We start from the raw sequence: 17,352 nt of genomic DNA on the forward strand, positions 1-17,352 counted from the left end.
TTATTAAACTGCGCCATTTCTTGAAATAAATTATCAATTTAATTTGATTTCATTAAACACCATTAAAAATCCTTACTCCATTAGGATCCACAACGTCCGTTGATAAGATCCCTTTTATTATTCCTTGTTTAATAGTAACTTCTTCTCCTGCTATTGAACTTATATTTTTTACTGGCGTATTAAACAAAGTGGAAAGATCGTTTTGTAATCCTCTTACTTTTGTTACTATTGTAAGTTCTTCAATCTCTGCAATATCAGTTGCAGCATCCACAACATCCGCATTAATTTGAAGCTCAATTCTAAAACCATAAGGAGTTGTGATAAAAGTTCTTTTCTCACCTTTTTTAACGAGCCATTTCATTGTTATCGCATTTTCACAAATCTTGTTATGCTCTTCCAATGAAACAAAAAAACCAATGTGGTCAAACCTAATTTTCTTTCCATAACCAAAAGTAATATTGACTGCACCTTTTCTCGTCTCAATTATGCGAAATAAAATATTTTTATCACGAAAGTCATTCCACGATAATGGAGGGTTAAATGTTTGGAATTCACCTTCATATTTTCCTATGCGTTGAGATACGCGAAAGCCGTTATCTTTATAAAATTTTTCCGTCTCCTCTAAATAAGGAGTCCAAAAATGATAGTGAAAAAGCATTCTGACACCTCATTTTACCTTTTATGTTTGAAATAGCGTCCCATTGAGTGCCTCAATATACCGAGTTGCTGATCTTTGAACACGTTGATCAGCTTCTACTTTAACAACACGATTAAAAGCGTCATACAATCGGGCGAAATTCATTTTATTCAACCTGGCTGCGATTCTTTCAACAGTTTTACTTGGCAATGGGATAAAGTTTGGATAACTATACATAAAACTTACCCATTGACGATCAGCAACTATTCGAACAATATCTCCGCATAGTAATACTCCATTCTGATTGTTGCCATTTTTCCATTCTACTACTGTGCCGCCTTTAAAATGTCCACCGATTCTCTGAAGTGTAACACCTTCACAAAGCTCAAACGACTCGCCCGACCAAAAAATGATTTTCTCACTTGGTCTCGTTACCCATTCTTTATCATCTTCATGAATATAAATGGGAGCATTAAAAGTTTCAGCCCATTCTACTTGACTAGAGTAATAATGTGGATGAGATAACGCTATTGCATCTATACCTCCTAAATCGTTAATCGTCTTAGAAGTTGTTTGATCAAGATAGGTAATACAATCCCATAACACATTAAAATTCTTATTCTGCACCAGATATGCTGTTTGTCCGATTCCGAAGCCGGGGGCAGTAGTTAAGCTATATAAGTTCTCTTCCTCAAGTTTAACTATGTTTTTATACTTACCACTTTCAAGCAATGTTTCTAAAGTAGTCCAATTCTGTCCTTTAGAGCTAACATATTGACGCTCCTCTTCACAAATTAAACATTGTTCTGGTACTTTATTTGTACTTTTATATTGAACTCCACAAGTCTCACAAATATAGTTATACAAAGCGCTTCCTCCCCAAATTTTAAAACCTAGCTACTAATCATCATATATAAAATAGGTAATTTATTGAAATTATTTGCTTGTTTTATAGATTTCCTGTAAAAATTTTCTGCCAAGCCGTATAATTTCTTTATGATTAAACGTCTTTTTAATGTAAATAAAGACTTGAGGAGGAGCTATAAGAATGGAACAAACGAAGTATATGGACACGGATTTAGTAAGTGCTGCTCGAAAACTAAGAAATGAATTTGAAGAAATTGTGTCAGTTTATTCAACAGATTTATGGAATTATTGCAAATACGTTACTGGTTCTTCGTGGGATGGTGAAGATCTTTATCAAGAAACAATGATAAAATCTTTTGGTTTGCTGCCGCAACGGTGGAGTGAAATTACTGATAAAAAGAATTATTTATTCAGAGTTGCAACGAATACATGGCTTGACCAATGCAGAAAGCTCAAACGGGAAGTGGGAACTTTAGACGAAGCACATGAGCCAAATCTGGATTTATCAGATCGTTTATTAGTAGAAGAAATCCTTACATCATTAGAATCTAATTTGACTCCTAAACAAACTGCAGCATTTCTTTTACTTGATATTTTCCAATTCAGTGCTGAAGAAGTAGCCGGGATTGTTCAAAGCACTCCAGGAGGCGTCTATTCTTCTGTACAGCGCGCAAGAAAAAAAATAGCTTCTTTGGATTTTTCAAATTCCCAAACTAAAGCTTATCATCAAAGTCAGAATGCAACAGTACAAGCATATTTAGAGGCATTTAATAATGGAGATTTAGATAGTATGTTAAAACTTTTTAGTGATCAAGCACAGAATGAAGCTTTCTTTGGTTTCCAAGAATTCTCTAAGGATGAGATGCTGAAAGGCTCCTTAAAATTTGGATTGCCTGGCCATACAGCACGTGAATTTATTCTTTGGGGTAAACCAGTTATTGTTATTTTATCTAGTGGAGTAAATGGACAGGAAATTCATGACATACAAATGCAAGTAGTAGAGAATGGAAAAATAGTAAGTCATAAAAGTTATTTCTTTAGAAAAGAATTCATATTAGCTGCGGCTGAAGAACTTGGAATCAAAGCACAGTTAGTGAAACCGCCTGTATACTGGAGTTGAGTTTTAGAGGGATAACAATCATGTTATCCCTCTCTTTTGTTAAACATTTTTCGTATTGTTTGTTGTTTTTGGATATAGTTGATCCGTTCCAGAATGCTCGCTTTCCGCGGGGCAGGCGGTGAGCCACATTCCAGACGTTTCACTTATAAGTGTCTCACCTGTCTAGTTGCAGCGGTTAGCCCCTCGAGGTCAAAAGTTCAATGGTCCCGAAGGCAAAAAGCGCCTTCTAAGTCCATTCCCCTTTTGCTTGTCGGGGCCGATCAAACCGCTTCCGCTTTTCTGGACTGCCCGCCTGTCCCGCAGGAGTCTCGCGCCTTCCACTTCCATCAACTTGTCAATGAAGATAATGAGAAATACAATCTAAAAGCAACAAGTTTTAAGGAAACAGTCTTTGTTAAAGATAGTAAATTTATTATAAATCGACCTTTTTATTAGATGATACAGGAACATCGATAAATTTAAAATATGGTAAGACAATGCCAATAATAGCAGCAGAAGATATTATTGTACCAATTAAAATATATAATGGCCGTACTCCCCAAATTTCACTAACCAAGCCTCCAACAAGTACTCCAAGAGGCATTACTCCTCTAATAATTACTAATCTAACGGACATCACTTTTCCCATTAAAGAATTAGGAACGGTATGCTGGTTAATTGTTGTATTATGTATATTGAAGAAAGCCATTGAAATTCCAGCAATAACCTCAATAAAGACAGCCAAATATATTGATTTGATAACCCCTAAGGACACATAAGTTAAGCCTCCAATAACTAGAGATCCTAACATAATTACTCTTCTGCTATTAAATTTAACCTTACCTACAAATAATGATCCAATTACCTAACCAAACGGAAACCCTGCCATAAATATGCCGTAGTCACCATAGTTACCATTCAAAATATCAATAATATAAGGTAAATTAATAACCATGGTTACACCAACACCAAATTGGACAAATCCGAGAAAAACACCTAACCAGACAACCCTACGTTCTTTAAAGAAATATTTTATACCCTCGGTAAATTGCTCTAACCATGTAGCGCGAATATTTCTTGTCTTACATTTTTCTTGCACCTGTAAAAGAAAAAAACCGCTTAAAGTTAACGAAATAATAACAAATAACAATGTAAACTTTATTCCGATGTATTCAATAACGATCCCTCCAGTAACTGGTGCCAGGAACATCATGAGTCGTGCTGTTCCATCTAACAAAGCATTTGCTGAGCTCAATTGTTCTTTTGAGATAACGGTAGGAGTGATTGCTTGACTTGCAGGCACATAAAAAGGTGCCAATAATCCGATTACGATCTGAACAGCATAAATATGCCATGACTCTAAACTTGAATTAGTTAATGCGATTAGGGGAAATAAAAATATGACTGCTCTTGTCCATTGTGAAAAAATCATGATCCGCTTCCTACTCCATTTATCAATAAATGGACCGCTTAAAAGCTGGAGAAGGATCGAAGGAATAAAGTAGAGCATCCACATACTGCCTAGTGCTAATTTTGAGCCAGTCATATCATAAATTAAGATAGAATTACAAAATGTTCCGAAAGCACCTGCTAATTCAGAAATTGCTGTGCCTAACCACAATGAAACAAATCCACGGTTTTTCATTATATTCTCTTTCATACCTTACCCCTTTATAGTATGAATTATTGATTCAAATAGATTTCCAGCTCTTTCGGTAGTGAGTTAATAGATTTGTCTCTTAATCTATATTTGGATGACTTTATTTCAACCAGTGTGGCAGCTCTTAATATCTTAAGATGATGATGTGCTGTTGACTTTCCCAGTTCAAGCTTTTCAGTAATTTCCTGCAAGGTGAAATCACGTTCATATAAAAGCTTAATCATTTTTAATCTAACTTCATCTCCAAGGGCTTTATGTTTTTGAATTAAAAAATAATTTGGCAAGTATTTATCATCAGGACTAATACTTTCGTTTGAAACTGGATAATAAAAAACCTTAGTTCCTTCTATATAAGATTCAATATTCCATGGTCTATAAGTTAACTGTGGAATAAGTAATACGTTTTGTACATTAGGCTCTGGAGTATAATGGATTCCACCCGTTGTCCAATTAACAAATTCCTCAGCACTCATCTTGTTCTTCTGCAATTCTTTGTTTTCAATATCATTTTTTAAAATATTTTCTAGTTTCTCAGAATAGGGATTTATCAATACTTCATTCCATTTTGTAATCAATTTAATAAGGTGATTTTTCAGTTCTCTAACATCCACATTACTAATAAATTCAATGTAACTTGGAAAAAAAAGATTATCACTTGTTAATTCCTTTAACACTTGTATGGATTCTTCGTTGCCTTGAGATGCACGTTTTCTAATTTTTTGAGAATTTATCCCCGTGTAAGGATAGCAAATAAACCTCATCTCTTCTTCCGTTAGATCGTATACATAAGCAATAAATTCCTTCAAGTTATAAGAAGCGGCTTTGTTGCTGTGTAAAAGTTGAAGCAAGCACTTCCATGTATTATTTTCTTCCACAAAATCGAGTTCAGTTAATAATTCTTTTGACATAATTTTTTTGTATTTCACAAACTCACTTCTTTTTTCTAAAGTGTCAAATAGACGAGAATTCGTAATCGCAGCAATACCTAAAGCGCTTTCCCACAATAAAGAATAATCTAATTTAATGTTGTAAGATTCTCTTTTTCTGCTTGCAATATTTAGTACGTTCATCCTTCACCTCCGTAATTTTCCATATCTCTATTCTAAATTTATTCCATCTTTTGTTCAATATTTTTCGAATTAATTATTCGATATTTTTCGAATGATTAATTAAAAAAGAAGCACCCTTCTCCTAGAAATGTGCTTCAAATAAATTACTCTGTCTCTATACGTTTATTTCCTGTTTAACAATTCACTTTTACCCAATAACAATAATAATCCAATAATCCTTGCGTTAAGAAATCAAAAGCATCTGGGGTGTTTTTAAGCATTTCCTCAAGAATTGCTAATCTTATCCATTGGTGGCCATACGACTCTTCATTAATCGCTGCTTCCCCTTCTTCTACTTCGCATCTAAAGATAAAACCAATAGAATCAACTGGACCGTGTATAGTTTGATAAACAAAAAATGGCATTAACCCTTCAACAGAACCATCATTATTAGAGTATACCCTCTGGTTTATATCTCCTTTTATTATTTTTATTTTTAAGCCTGTCTCCTCAAGCACTTCTCTATATAAGGCGGCTTTGATTGATTCAAATTCTTCAACTCTCCCACCAGGAAATTCTAAACCTTTAGGTTGGTTCGGTTTATCCCTAACTTGAACTAAAATCTCTAAACCTGATCTAGTCTGTCTCTCAATAATTGCTCTTGCATTCACATACATGACAATAGCCCCTTTTCAGATTTCATTTCACTATTACCAATTATTTCAAAACATAACATTGAATTCAATGAATTTATTCAATAAGAGTAGATAAGATGTGATGAATCGTATCCAATTTAATTAAATCTCTATTAGTCCCACTTCTCTTTCATCATGTTAAGTGGTATACTGGTCTAGCGATGAGCTAATTTGCATAAGACGAGATTGACACGCCTTTTGGCAAGGCACTATGTGGAGTGCTGTCTCTCGCCGCAATACGCATAAAAAGACGTCCTATTGGGCGTCTTTTTTCTATTTTTCTTTATATTTATTAAGTAATGTCTCCGTTGATAAAACCGTTTTTCTTATTTTACGTTGTATTGATTTTCATTTTTTTCATCAATAGAATTTCAAGTTCTCTTTGTGTATCAGCATGCAGCACGATACTATCTGAAGGGTTCAAATTTGATTTCTTTACTTTCCTTCCCCATTTTCTTGAAAATGACCGCCAATCACAAACCATTTCGACGAGATATTTTCTCGGCATTGGCAATGCTTGTTTGTCAATCGGATCAACAACCCAATATTCCCAATGGTGTTTATTTTGATTTTGATGGTGAAGCCATGCATATTTCCATTTCATTTCATCCTCTTTACTAAGTTCTTGATTTAAGAAAAACTTTCTAGCATAAGGAAAAAATTCTTTCGGTGAAAACTTGGATAAATCATGAATGATGCCTTGTATATATAAACCTTCTTTCCAACATTCAATTAGAACATTCAGCTTATGGTCAAGGATATAAACAAAATTTCTCCAGCACGCGAGTAACAAAAATATCACTCCTCAACCGATAATTATTTATTGATAATGGTTGTTAGCTTCTCTATTATTCTTTCATTTACCTAATTCTTCGTATTGTGATTTTGAAATAGAATAATAAAGACTCTTTACTTCTCTGCCATCCAGTCGATCAAGCTTTACCTCTTTTTCAAATTGATAGTTAAACCCGCACTTTTCATTTACTCTTTTTGAATTATGATTGAAGTCATAATGACCGCACCAGATTAAATCTAAATCTAATTCTTTAAATCCATATCGAAGCAGACTATTTACTGCTTCAGGGACAAACCCTTTCCCCCAGAAATCAGGATTGAGAACATACCCTATTTCTTTTTGTTTCAAATGATCAAGTGCTTCATCTGGCTTCCTGTCATGAAGTCCTATTCCCCCAATGACCTTTTTTTCTGAACTCAATTCGATTGCATAAGAATCACCATTACTTATAAACATTTGAATAATTTCTTTACTCTCTTCCTCACTTTTATGAGGCCGCCATCCTGCATTTGGCCCAACGAGTTTACTCTTTGCATATTCAAAAAGGTCCTTACTGTCTGTTTCTTTCCATTCTCTTAACAACAATCTCTCGGTAATAATACGATTCAATTTTTATAACCCCTTTTTAGTATTTTTCCAATTATAAAATACTTGTTTTCAAAAAGGAAGTATTTCCTAATACAAGAACTTATTTACTATGGCTGTTTTTGCATGCATTGTTTTTTCTTAGAAGTGATTGATTTCCATTTCAGGATGCTCGCTTTCCGGCTGGCGTGCGGAGAGCCATCTCGCGCTTTGCACCTAAAGTGTCCACCTGTCTAGCTGCATCGGTTAACCCCTCGAGGTCAAAAGTTTAATGGTCCTGAAAACAAAAAGCGCCTTCTTAGCCCATACCCCTTTTGCTTGTCGGGGCTGACCAAACCGCCTCAGCTTTCCGTCTGTCCCACTATTCTCTCAGGAGTCTCGCACCTTACACTCCAATCAACTTGTCAGTGATGTCTTTGAAACAGGCTTAAAACAAACATTCTTATAGAAAAAGCCTTTACTAAAAAAGGAGGAAAGCAATTAGCTTCCCTCCTTTTGTGTTAATTTGTTTGTAGTTCTATAAATGCTTGGTGTAAATTTCCTTTTACATTGATTTTGTCAAGGTTTAATCCTAATGCCACCATAGTTTGTGCCATCTCAGGTCGGATACCGGTTAAAATGGTCTTAACTCCTAATAAAGATAAAGCATCAATCACTCTAAATAACTGATCAGCCACCATCGTGTCGACAATCATTATCCCAGATATATCAATTATTAAATGTTCTAATTTTAATTTAATGGCTTGGCTCAACGTTTCTTCCATTAATAACTGAGCTCTCTCTGTATCTATGTTGCCAATTAAAGGCAATATACCTGTTCCTTTAAGTAAAGGAACAACTGGAACAGACAACTCTAAAAAGGCAGATTTTGCTTGCTCAAGTACTTGCTGATGGGACTGAACATATGTAAGACTGAACCAATACACAGCACGATCCAAGAGTGGATCAATAATCTCTATAACATCAAAGATTGATGCAGCCGACATACTTTGTAGGGTTGCTTCTTCTTTGATGGTCTTCCAAATGGATTCTCGATAGAAGCTTGTATCTTTTAATGCTTCATCCAGAGGTGCACCTAGCTTATATAAGTACTCTCCTGTTTCTTTTCCCCAATGCTTTACTTTATCGATGGATTTGCTTAGGTCATGATTATCAATTATTGCTTCCCCAAACAAATTTATAAATTCAGCACGTAGTTCTAAAATCTTAGGTTCAATTTTTTGAAACTCATTTCTCTCCGCTTCAGTCATTAATACCCCTGACATTCGTTCAGAATGCACTTTTTCCGCAATTTCAAATCTCTTTTTGATAATTATTTCCCCAAGTTGATGCAGTTCTTTCTTCATTATGATCCTCCAAGGACTTTTTACTAATTTTTTAATATTATATCCTATAAAAATAGAAGTTTACTATATAAACATTTTAAATAGTGTACTTTCTCATTTAAAGAATCAATCATTGTCAACATAACTTACTTTAGTTCAGCTATGCCTAATCATATGAAATAGTGTCAATACTACTGTTGAGGTGATTAATATGAAATTCCTGATTATATTCGGCAGTATTTTTGTTCCGTTATGTATGTATGTTGTGCAAAACAAATGGTTAAAAAGCCGTTTGTTATTCAATGGGGCTGCGCTCTTATCCGGTCTCATATTTGGTAATCTATCAGCTACTGGAATCTACAAGATCATCCAAGACAAAACAGTATTCATGACCAACATTCATGGCTTATTTTTAAACCCCATTTTCTTATTAACAGGTGCTTATTTAGGTATGTACTTTCTTTATCGGTTGTTGCTGTTAATTTTTGAAAATGATTTGAATCAACAAAATAGTAATTAGCCAGCCTTGGGTCGTTTAATATTAACCATTATATCAAAGTTCAAAATTATTGATTTACCTTTTATATCCATTTAGCAAACCACGCAACATAATATGCAGCGGGTATGAAAATAAGTTGTGCTACCAATGTTCCAACAAATTTTGAGCTTATCATTGTTAACGAATAACTTTTTAGAAAAATATACTTACTTTCTTCCTTAACCACCCTGTCAGCTAGAACTGATGCTTTTGGATCAATAAACAATGTTAAAAGAATGGTAGCAATACCGTTAATAATGCCAGATGACATTAAAGCTGCTTGTGCATAATCTTTTGGCACCAGCATAGAAGCATAAATAGAGGATAATACTCCGATTGTAAAAACTGCAGAAATCACAACATTTACAACAAATAAACGCTTAGGTATGGTACTGAAATTAATTCCATCTAAATAAGAAAGTTTAGGTACTCTTAAACATTTAATAAGTTTTTTACAACCTGATATATTTAAATGCTTAATCAACAGTTTGATTATTGAGCCTCTTTCATTTGAAAGCTGAACTATAGCTCTTGAGAAGATGGTGATAAATGTCGGAAATAACAGTATTCCGATGATAACGCCTATAGATGTTACACCTATAAGAAAACGATATTGTCCTTCAATAAAGGATAATTTATTTGAATTTGGTGCCTCAGCAATAAGCTTTGCGGTTAAAGGTTGCTGGATCATCGTTGAAAATCTCGATACGATAACCATTGTACTGAATAATGATAACGCTGTAGCTATTAGCTTTACTCTAGCACCGGATATTCTTGTTGAATAAGCTAATGTTTCAATAACTGTAATTATAAGGAGAAAAATAGAAATAATAATTACTTTACCAGTCAGTAGGTCCATGTTATAAACTTCCTTCACAAAGAATTGTACCAAATATTTCAAAATACTCTCTTTATCACAAGTCTTACTTAGAAAAAACTTATTTTACAATAACCAACTAAACGGTTTCAAAAACTATCCCTTTACTTATTTCTTATTAATTGTTCAGAAAAAAGTGTTTTTAATTCTTGTAAGTCGTCAATCACTATATCAGCTTGTGAAAGTTCGTTTTCCTGAGCAAAATCAAAATTACACCCTACTGCAAAAAGATTATTTTCTTTAGCAGCCATAATATCTGATAACCGATCACCAACTACAGCACCATTGGTAATGTTGTGTTTTTTAATTATGTATCGAACCAAATCAGTTTTATTTTGAGTGGAGATTTGCTGGATACTAAATGTTTCGGTCACCCATTGATCCAACTCATAGTAGTCTACTATCGCTCTTAAATATTCAGATAGCCCATTACTTGCGATAAAAATAGGGATGTTCTTTTCTCTAAAAAATTCAAAGACTTCTAAGACATGGGGGTACAGCAATCCATTACCTTTACGGATATTAGCAATTAAATGCTCCTGAAATAAATCATTCGCCTTCGATCGAATTTCACAGGATTGATAAGGTAATAGGGTTTCCCATACAACAGGTAAAGGAACTCCCATGATAAGTCGATATGTCTCAATCGGAGTTTCTTCATGCCATAACTCTATAGCTCTTAATTGGTTAAAAGTATCTTCGAGCGATCCTTCTAATATTTTTTCTGTTTGAAACAACGTTCCATCCATATCAAAAATGAATGATTTCATAACAGTTCAGTCCCCTTTTGTGTTATTCCTTTCTCATCTTACCTGACAGAACATGAATGCTTTAACGGCTTGATTATTGAGTTTCAACATTAATTCCTTGAATTTTTTTACTAAGCTATCAACATTAAAATGTACTTTCTCTAATTATTTAACGCTTAATCGAGTAAGAAAAACGCATGACACTTTTTCGTGCCATGCGTTTTTAATAAGGTGTAATGGATTATTTCCGCCAAAAATTTGTTAATTCTGCTTTATCCTGAATATTAAATGCAATCATTTTTTCAAGCAATTCGTAATTTACCGGCTCATTCCAAGGTATTCGAAACAATCCTTTGGTAGCGCTGTAGCCCGCTTGTGAAATTTCATCAGCAAAGTGCGTAATGCCTGCTTCTTCGGGCGAAACGCTCATATGATGCTTTGCTGTAGTAAAGCCGATAATAAATGTGCCATGATCGGAAAACATCGGTGTATTCCATTTGATTTGCGGCTCCAAATTCGGAAACTTGTTTGCAACCCACGCCAAAATTTCCTCTGTTCGAGCCCGGTGGTCGGGGTTATCAATACCGTCTAAATACTCTATAAATAATTCCATATTTCCTCCTTAAATAGCCAAAATTTCGGATTTTTCATACGAGGGTCGTTTTTTCATCAGCAAAAGAATCGGTACTTTTTTTAAGTGTCAAGCATTCGGTAATTTTTCAACGCTGACTCTTCCTGAAAAAAAGGTTGCACCTCCACCCATGTCTGCGATACGATCGGGAGTCAGTGTGTTGACCAGCTGTTTGGCTCCTGTTTCTTCGCCCCAAAGACCTTGAGTCACGGCTACACCTGGAAGAACGCTATCACCAACACTCGCTTTAAGGATACATTCCCCTCGCTCATTCCAAATCCGGACTTGCTCTCCACTTTTTACACCCAATTTTTCAGCATCGTAATGATTTAAAACAACTTCCGGTTCTTTTTCAAGTCCAACATGTTTTGCCTGGTTCGCAAATGTTGAATTTAAGAAGTTATGGTTAGGTGCCGCAATAAACTGAAAAGGATGATCAGAGTCATTTATTAAAGGTACATAGGTTGGCAATGGAGGATATCCGTCTTGTTCCATCTTTTCCGAAAAGAGTTCGATTTTTCCGCTCGGTGTCGGAAAACTGTCAGGAAATTTCGCTTTTGCCTTAATATATTGATGTTTGGCTAAGTCTTTGAAAGTTATTTCTTCTATATATGGATTTAGTGGATTAGTTAGTGATTGATCAATTAATTCTTCTTCTGTCTCTTCAAACGCCGTTTCGGTGAATCCCATTCCTTTAGCCAGCAGCCGAAATACCTCAACGTTGGACTTTGCTTCCTCAAATGGTTCGATGACAGGCTGTTGAAGCTGAATATAGTGATGCCAATAAGATGTAAAGAAATCCGTGTTTTCAAAGGAAGATGTGGCTGGTAAAACAATATCAGCGTATTTTGCTGTATCTGTTAAAAATAAATCATGTACGACAGTAAATAAGTCTTCGCGTTTCAATCCTCTTTGAACCTTGTTGGCAGCCGGTGCGACCACAGCTGGATTCGTACCATATACATACAGAGATTTTACTGCAGGCACTAAAGTGAGCAACGCTTCTCCGAGCAGATTCATATTAATGACCCGCGTTTTTTTATTTTTCAACAAATCCGGCCGCTGCAAATGAGCAGTATTGTGTGCGAGGTAAGCTGAGTTTCCTTTGATCGCCCCTCCTCCCTTTACCTTCCACTGACCTGTTAAAGCAGGAAGACAGGAGACAGCTCTGACGAACATACCGCCATTGTCGTGGTGCTGCGGACCATTCCCTATCCGAATAAAGGCAGGGGAAGTTTCACCATACATTTTTGCAAGTCGAACGATATCCTCCACTGGTATTCCGGTAATACCAGATACAGTAGCAGGGTCATACTGCACAATATGTTCACGCAGCTCAGCATGACCAACTGTAAATTGCTCCAAAAACGAAGAATCCACCATGTTCTCAGCAAATAAAACATGCATCAGCCCTAAAGCGAGAGCCGTATCAGTTCCTGGCAAAATAGGAATAAACCAGTCTGCTAATCTAGCGGTTTTGTTTTTATGAACATCAATAACAATGATTTTAGCGCTATTTTCTTTCCGGGCTTGCTGGGCAAGCGTTGCTTGGTGCATATTGGTACTGACAGCATTAATCCCCCAAAAAATAAACAGCTTGGTGTGTATGGTCTCTTCAGGATCGGTTCCATAACTGCCGCCCATTGTGTATTGATAACCAACTGAACCGGCTGAGTTGCAAATACTCCTGTCGAGCTGAGAGGCTCCTAAACGATTGAAGAAGCGGCGGTCCATGCCTTCCGCACTAAGGTTGCCCATATTTCCATAAAAGCTGTAGGGAAGAATACTTTCTGGGCCATCGCTTTGCTGCAGTTCCTTCCAGCGTGCGGTAATCGTATTGATCGCTTCCTCCCAGCTTATTCGTGCAAATTCCCCTTCTCCTTTCGCACCAATACGCTTCAAAGGATATTTCAGCCGTTTTTCATCATAGATTCGTTCGGTCATATTTCGCACTTTGTTGCAAATAAACCCCTTAGTGACTGGATGATTAGGATCACCCTCTACTTTGATAATTTTTCCGTTCTTTTTATGAAGTAATAATCCGCATTGATCCGGACAGTCTAGTGAACACACGGATGGGTAAATTCCATTTGGATTATCCACAAATGAGGCCATATACTGTCTCCTTTCCATTAGTGTCATGTACCATCCTGTTGGTTATCATATTAGTTTAATATGATAAGTTAGAATAAACTGTATAGCAAGTTACTGTTATGTACATCATGCATAAAAACCAAATATTCATTTTTTTTCAAGAATTATATTTAAATTTAATTGCCTCGAATGTCTTCCTCACAAGTAAAACTATTTAAAAAGAAAATCCTAGTTCATTTAGAACTAAGACCTTTCGTATTTTCACTTTTAAAGGATGGTATATTATACTTCTAAGCTACTTCCTACTATACTATTAATTCTATTGTTTTTTTCAACCTCATTGATATATTCAAAGAAACCAAGACGATTTCCCCATGGGTCATTAAATGTAGCCCATTTAACAGGGACTTCTTCTCTTGAATATATTTCAAAAGACTTAACATTTAATTCCTGCAACATTCTATCTCTTTCATCTTCTATTGATATAACACCTAAACGTAGTGGTCCACTTCCATCTGATGGTGCACCTTCAGAAACTTGCAGCCAACAACCAGGAATAAGTTCCCATTCTGCAAATCCTTCGTGTGGTGTAAAATTAGGGTCTTTATTTAATAAAGATTTGTACCACTTTAACCCTTCATTGAAATTAGATACACGAACTTGATAAGTCATTTCATAAATCATTGATTTGTCTCCTTTATTCTGGCATATATTAATCATTTAATCCCTTTCCATTGAGGATTTGCTGCTTATATTTTTCAACCCTTGACTCTCGAGTTTTCGATTGTTTAGGTTGAGAAAAGTAGAGAATGTATGCCCTTTGCCTTCCTGGTGTCAATGCTTCAAAAGCTGTTTTCAAGGCAGGGCTTTCATCGAATTTAATTTGAAGTTCTTCAGGAATTATATATTCTGTCGTCTTCTTAAAATCTACTTCCAAACCTGCTTTTTCAATTTCAATCGCTTCATAAATGTAGGCTTTTAAGTAGGTTTTCATTTCAATTATTTCCTCTACATTGGTGAACCGAATCTGCCGTGCGGACTGTACATTCTCTGTTTGTTGGATTAGAATCCCTTGAGGATCCTTTAACAAGGCGCCTTTGTGAAACAAAAGCGCACAATATTCTTTAAAACCATGTATTAATACGACATTTTTTCCTTCAAATGTATAACATGGATGCATCCACTTAAATTCTTCTGCCAGGTCACAGTCAAGAACGATATTTCTTAACTTCTCAAATTCTTCCTTCCACTTTTTAGCTTTATTTAAAAATTCATTAACCTTAGGATTCATTGTACTTTTGGTCACAAAAGAACACTCCTCTTCAATTTTCCAATCAGCTGACAGATCATATTCTCCAATATTATGATATCCTTTCTAAATTAGCTTGTTCAGTGTCAGGTAGTTCAATAAGTTCCATAAAAATGGCGTTAATCCTTCTTGGATTAACGCGCCCTTTCGTTCAACAACAAAAAAAATGATTATTCTATTATTTCTCCCAAAGCTCTATACGTCTTCCCTCAGGATCTTCAATCCAAATAAACTTACCAAATTCATTAATCGTCTTTTCCATAACAAGCGGAACACCTAACTTTTCTAAATGGTTGATACTGTCATCCAAATTTTCAACTTGAAAGTTTAACATCACTTGTTGTTCGATTGGAAAATAATTATCACTTTCAGAAAAGAAGGAAAAAATCGTTTTATTGTCTGATTGTGGTGTAATAATGGTACCATTCCAATTTTCAATCTCTATTTTTAGAACGTTACTGTACCATTTTTTTATATCCTCTAGATTTTTAGTCCTCCAAAAGATTCCTCCAAAACCCTTTATCCTCATAAGAATCTAATCTCCTATCTATCCTATTCTTTTTTAATTAGGCAGTTTTCGTATTGTTTGTTGCTTTTGAATGAGGTTAATCTCTTCTCTTTGCGGCTTGCTTTCCTTTGTGTGTGCGTTGAGCCCTCGTTAGAAGAATGAACCCTGCTCCTGCGTCTGCATGAAATCCTGCCGAAGTTAGCTTCCTCGTCGCATACCTTTCTAGACGAATATTCAGGTAGCTGGTATGCAGGAGTCTCGCCCTTCCTCTACATTAACTTTTCTATGAAGGGTACTCAAAAATCTCTCAGTAGCAACAATCTATTAGAAAAAGCCTTTTATTATCATTCTAATTTTATTTACGAATTCCTACTTTCACTAAACTGCTAGGTTTCATTAACGAATAATTCGCTTAATTAAATTTATGAAGTTTTCGATGATACTTGTTAACATAAGACTTTTCAGAGATATAGCTTACAATCAGTCCAAAAATGAATGGAAGCAAAGAACCTATTGATATAGATAACCCATTAGAGCTATTTGTATATTTAAAATGAAGCATTAGTAATGATATAGAAAATAAATGTCCACTTAGATATAGTAAACTTGTTGTAAATAAGAATGAACTTAAACCAATTATAAACCTTTTTATTTTCATAAAATACACCACCATGCAGCATCTACAAATCTATACTGACCTAATGTTCGATAAAACAGGGCTGATCTCCTTCTCTAAGAACCCACAAGCTTTTTTACAAATTAAATGAGTTTGATTTGGCATATGGATTAATACAGAAAACAGTGGCTGCAAAACAAATTAGTGGTTTTGTAGACATCCTCATTAAATGCGCATTTGTTTTCGTTTTGCTAGACCAGTTATTTCAACCGTTATACAATAAAAATAGATATACTCTTAATAGGATGGCAAACTTAATTTACTGCTGCAACTAATGCTGATACACCTAAAACTGCTAAGACAATCAACAACCTGTCACAGCCATACACTAGCAGTGAAACAGCTGGCAAACTACATAATTGGAGGTTCTACACGTGTATAATAGCGAAATTCGTCCAAAAAATCCTGACCGCAAAAATATCAATACGACATTAAGCTATTCATTGTATCAAGAAATAAAACAACTGGCTAAAAAGCTCGACCGTCCAGCAAACGAACTAATCGAAGAAGGCATGATTCACGTTTTAAATACTTATAAAAAAAACAAATGATAGCGAGGCTTCCAAAAAGGAAGTCTTTTTAAGGCGTTTTCGCATAGTTAAAGTTATACAAAGATGAAAAAAAAGAGATTTGAAAAGTCAAATCTCTTTTTTGGTTTACATAATGTGATTATGGTTATCTTATCTAGTTTACTTCCAATTCTTTTCTATGAAAGTATCTCTTCCTGATGTCACACGTTCTTCTTTATAGGCTTTCGGATTCTTTTTATAAAAGTCTTGATGATATTCTTCAGCTACGTAAAATTCTCTAGCCGGTAAAATCTGCGTTACGACCGGTTTCTGAAAGCGTCCGCTCTCTTCTACCTTCTTTCGGGAGTTCTCCGCTAATTCTTTTTGTTCATCGGTATGATAAAAAATAGCTGTCCGGTACTGACTGCCTCGATCAATAAACTGACCGCCATCATCCGTTGGGTCGATTTGCGGCCAATATAAATCTAATAATTTCTGATATGGAAAAACCTCAGGATCATATGTGATTTGAACCGCTTCGAAATGACCTGTTCCACCTGTTTTTATTTGTTCGTATGACGGGTTTTCAGCCTGGCCGCCAGTATAACCAGATACAATACCATGAATGCCTGGCAATTCATCGAATGGTTTAACCATACACCAGAAACAGCCGCCGGCAAAGGTTGCAAGTTCTCTATTGCTCACTTTCATTCCTCCTATGACAAAACTTCATTGTTAAAAAGATTTT

The 17,352-nt window shown here is 35.3% G+C and carries 18 protein-coding genes and 1 pseudogene; 3 read left to right on the plus strand and 16 right to left on the minus strand.

Annotation, left to right across the window (positions count from 1 at the left end):
* Positions 1-52: 52 nt before the first annotated feature.
* Together J2X07_RS06955 and J2X07_RS06960 are read right to left on the minus strand one after the other, a co-directional pair.
* Positions 53-658: a hypothetical protein gene (locus J2X07_RS06955; RefSeq protein WP_310257739.1), complete on the minus strand. Its 606-nt coding sequence runs from the start codon at positions 656-658 to the stop codon at positions 53-55.
* Positions 659-679: 21 nt separating this feature from the next.
* On the minus strand, positions 680-1,504 hold the full coding sequence (locus J2X07_RS06960; RefSeq protein WP_310257740.1) for an MBL fold metallo-hydrolase: 825 nt from the start codon (positions 1,502-1,504) through the stop codon (positions 680-682).
* Between the two features lie 181 nt (positions 1,505-1,685).
* Here J2X07_RS06960 and J2X07_RS06965 point away from each other — a divergent pair, with 181 nt between their 5' ends.
* Entirely contained in the window at positions 1,686-2,624 is a 939-nt protein-coding gene (locus J2X07_RS06965) for a sigma-70 family RNA polymerase sigma factor (protein WP_310257741.1), read from the plus strand.
* 412 nt (positions 2,625-3,036) lie between these two features.
* Here the strand turns inward: J2X07_RS06965 and J2X07_RS06970 are convergent.
* From J2X07_RS06970 to J2X07_RS06995, 6 genes and pseudogenes are all read right to left on the minus strand, one after another.
* Positions 3,037-4,263, minus strand: a pseudogene (locus J2X07_RS06970) (MFS transporter).
* A 23-nt stretch (positions 4,264-4,286) separates the two neighbouring features.
* Positions 4,287-5,333: an ArsR/SmtB family transcription factor gene (locus tag J2X07_RS06975; RefSeq protein ID WP_310257742.1), complete on the minus strand. Its 1,047-nt coding sequence runs from the start codon at positions 5,331-5,333 to the stop codon at positions 4,287-4,289.
* Between the two features lie 173 nt (positions 5,334-5,506).
* On the minus strand, positions 5,507-5,989 hold the full coding sequence (locus J2X07_RS06980; protein WP_310257743.1) for an NUDIX hydrolase: 483 nt from the start codon (positions 5,987-5,989) through the stop codon (positions 5,507-5,509).
* A 349-nt stretch (positions 5,990-6,338) separates the two neighbouring features.
* Positions 6,339-6,800: a DUF5662 family protein gene (locus tag J2X07_RS06985; protein ID WP_310257744.1), complete on the minus strand. Its 462-nt coding sequence runs from the start codon at positions 6,798-6,800 to the stop codon at positions 6,339-6,341.
* Between the two features lie 63 nt (positions 6,801-6,863).
* Complete coding sequence (locus J2X07_RS06990) at positions 6,864-7,412, minus strand: GNAT family N-acetyltransferase (protein ID WP_310257745.1); 549 nt, start codon at positions 7,410-7,412, stop codon at positions 6,864-6,866.
* A 476-nt stretch (positions 7,413-7,888) separates the two neighbouring features.
* Positions 7,889-8,734, minus strand: coding sequence for an STAS domain-containing protein (locus J2X07_RS06995; protein WP_310257746.1), 846 nt, complete (start codon positions 8,732-8,734; stop codon positions 7,889-7,891).
* Between the two features lie 190 nt (positions 8,735-8,924).
* On the opposite strand from J2X07_RS06995, the gene J2X07_RS07000 reads away from it, so the two are divergent.
* The gene (locus J2X07_RS07000; protein WP_310257747.1) at positions 8,925-9,233 is read left to right on the plus strand and encodes a transposase; all 309 of its coding nucleotides are present in this window, start codon (positions 8,925-8,927) and stop codon (positions 9,231-9,233) included.
* A gap of 61 nt (positions 9,234-9,294) precedes the next feature.
* On the opposite strand, the gene J2X07_RS07005 is transcribed toward J2X07_RS07000, so the two are convergent.
* The 7 genes from J2X07_RS07005 to J2X07_RS07035 all read right to left on the minus strand — a co-directional run bounded on the left by J2X07_RS07005 (position 9,295) and on the right by J2X07_RS07035 (position 15,440).
* Positions 9,295-10,110, minus strand: coding sequence for a lipid II flippase Amj family protein (locus tag J2X07_RS07005; RefSeq protein WP_310257748.1), 816 nt, complete (start codon positions 10,108-10,110; stop codon positions 9,295-9,297).
* Positions 10,111-10,232: 122 nt separating this feature from the next.
* The gene (locus J2X07_RS07010; RefSeq protein WP_310257749.1) at positions 10,233-10,898 is read right to left on the minus strand and encodes an HAD family hydrolase; all 666 of its coding nucleotides are present in this window, start codon (positions 10,896-10,898) and stop codon (positions 10,233-10,235) included.
* 220 nt (positions 10,899-11,118) lie between these two features.
* Positions 11,119-11,490 carry an iron chaperone gene (locus J2X07_RS07015; RefSeq protein ID WP_310257750.1) on the minus strand — a complete coding sequence of 124 codons (372 nt, stop codon included), beginning with the start codon at positions 11,488-11,490 and terminating at the stop codon, positions 11,119-11,121.
* Positions 11,491-11,577: 87 nt separating this feature from the next.
* On the minus strand, positions 11,578-13,623 hold the full coding sequence (locus J2X07_RS07020) for a molybdopterin-containing oxidoreductase family protein (protein ID WP_310257751.1): 2,046 nt from the start codon (positions 13,621-13,623) through the stop codon (positions 11,578-11,580).
* A gap of 261 nt (positions 13,624-13,884) precedes the next feature.
* A complete protein-coding gene (locus tag J2X07_RS07025; protein ID WP_310257752.1) occupies positions 13,885-14,286 on the minus strand; it encodes a VOC family protein in 402 nt (133 codons plus the stop codon).
* 28 nt (positions 14,287-14,314) lie between these two features.
* Positions 14,315-14,908, minus strand: a complete 594-nt coding sequence (locus tag J2X07_RS07030; protein ID WP_310257753.1) for a YdeI/OmpD-associated family protein — start codon at positions 14,906-14,908, stop codon at positions 14,315-14,317.
* 181 nt (positions 14,909-15,089) lie between these two features.
* Positions 15,090-15,440, minus strand: coding sequence for a VOC family protein (locus tag J2X07_RS07035; RefSeq protein WP_310257754.1), 351 nt, complete (start codon positions 15,438-15,440; stop codon positions 15,090-15,092).
* 1,029 nt (positions 15,441-16,469) lie between these two features.
* Here J2X07_RS07035 and J2X07_RS07040 point away from each other — a divergent pair.
* Positions 16,470-16,646 (plus strand): hypothetical protein, encoded by a 177-nt coding sequence (locus tag J2X07_RS07040; RefSeq protein ID WP_310257755.1) that lies wholly within the window; start codon positions 16,470-16,472, stop codon positions 16,644-16,646.
* A 138-nt stretch (positions 16,647-16,784) separates the two neighbouring features.
* Here the strand turns inward: J2X07_RS07040 and msrA are convergent, their stop codons facing one another.
* Positions 16,785-17,309 carry a peptide-methionine (S)-S-oxide reductase MsrA gene (msrA, locus tag J2X07_RS07045; protein ID WP_396193738.1) on the minus strand — a complete coding sequence of 175 codons (525 nt, stop codon included), beginning with the start codon at positions 17,307-17,309 and terminating at the stop codon, positions 16,785-16,787.
* Between the last annotated feature and the right edge of the window lie 43 nt (positions 17,310-17,352).

The organism is Fictibacillus barbaricus (assembly GCF_031457135.1).
Taxonomy (GTDB): Bacteria; Bacillota; Bacilli; order Bacillales; family Fictibacillaceae; genus Fictibacillus; species Fictibacillus barbaricus_A.

What these genes read in the sequence shown, in the direction of transcription:
- J2X07_RS06955 (WP_310257739.1), bottom strand. Translation starts at nt 658, where the DNA reads ATGCTTTTTCACTATCATTTTTGGACTCCTTATTTAGAGGAGACGGAA.
- J2X07_RS06965 (WP_310257741.1), top strand. Translation starts at nt 1,686, where the DNA reads ATGGAACAAACGAAGTATATGGACACGGATTTAGTAAGTGCTGCTCGA.
- J2X07_RS06975 (WP_310257742.1), bottom strand. Translation starts at nt 5,333, where the DNA reads ATGAACGTACTAAATATTGCAAGCAGAAAAAGAGAATCTTACAACATT.
- J2X07_RS06980 (WP_310257743.1), bottom strand. Translation starts at nt 5,989, where the DNA reads ATGTATGTGAATGCAAGAGCAATTATTGAGAGACAGACTAGATCAGGT.
- J2X07_RS06995 (WP_310257746.1), bottom strand. Translation starts at nt 8,734, where the DNA reads ATGAAGAAAGAACTGCATCAACTTGGGGAAATAATTATCAAAAAGAGA.
- J2X07_RS07000 (WP_310257747.1), top strand. Translation starts at nt 8,925, where the DNA reads ATGAAATTCCTGATTATATTCGGCAGTATTTTTGTTCCGTTATGTATG.
- J2X07_RS07005 (WP_310257748.1), bottom strand. Translation starts at nt 10,110, where the DNA reads ATGGACCTACTGACTGGTAAAGTAATTATTATTTCTATTTTTCTCCTT.
- J2X07_RS07010 (WP_310257749.1), bottom strand. Translation starts at nt 10,898, where the DNA reads ATGAAATCATTCATTTTTGATATGGATGGAACGTTGTTTCAAACAGAA.
- J2X07_RS07015 (WP_310257750.1), bottom strand. Translation starts at nt 11,490, where the DNA reads ATGGAATTATTTATAGAGTATTTAGACGGTATTGATAACCCCGACCAC.
- J2X07_RS07020 (WP_310257751.1), bottom strand. Translation starts at nt 13,623, where the DNA reads ATGGCCTCATTTGTGGATAATCCAAATGGAATTTACCCATCCGTGTGT.
- J2X07_RS07025 (WP_310257752.1), bottom strand. Translation starts at nt 14,286, where the DNA reads ATGATTTATGAAATGACTTATCAAGTTCGTGTATCTAATTTCAATGAA.
- J2X07_RS07035 (WP_310257754.1), bottom strand. Translation starts at nt 15,440, where the DNA reads ATGAGGATAAAGGGTTTTGGAGGAATCTTTTGGAGGACTAAAAATCTA.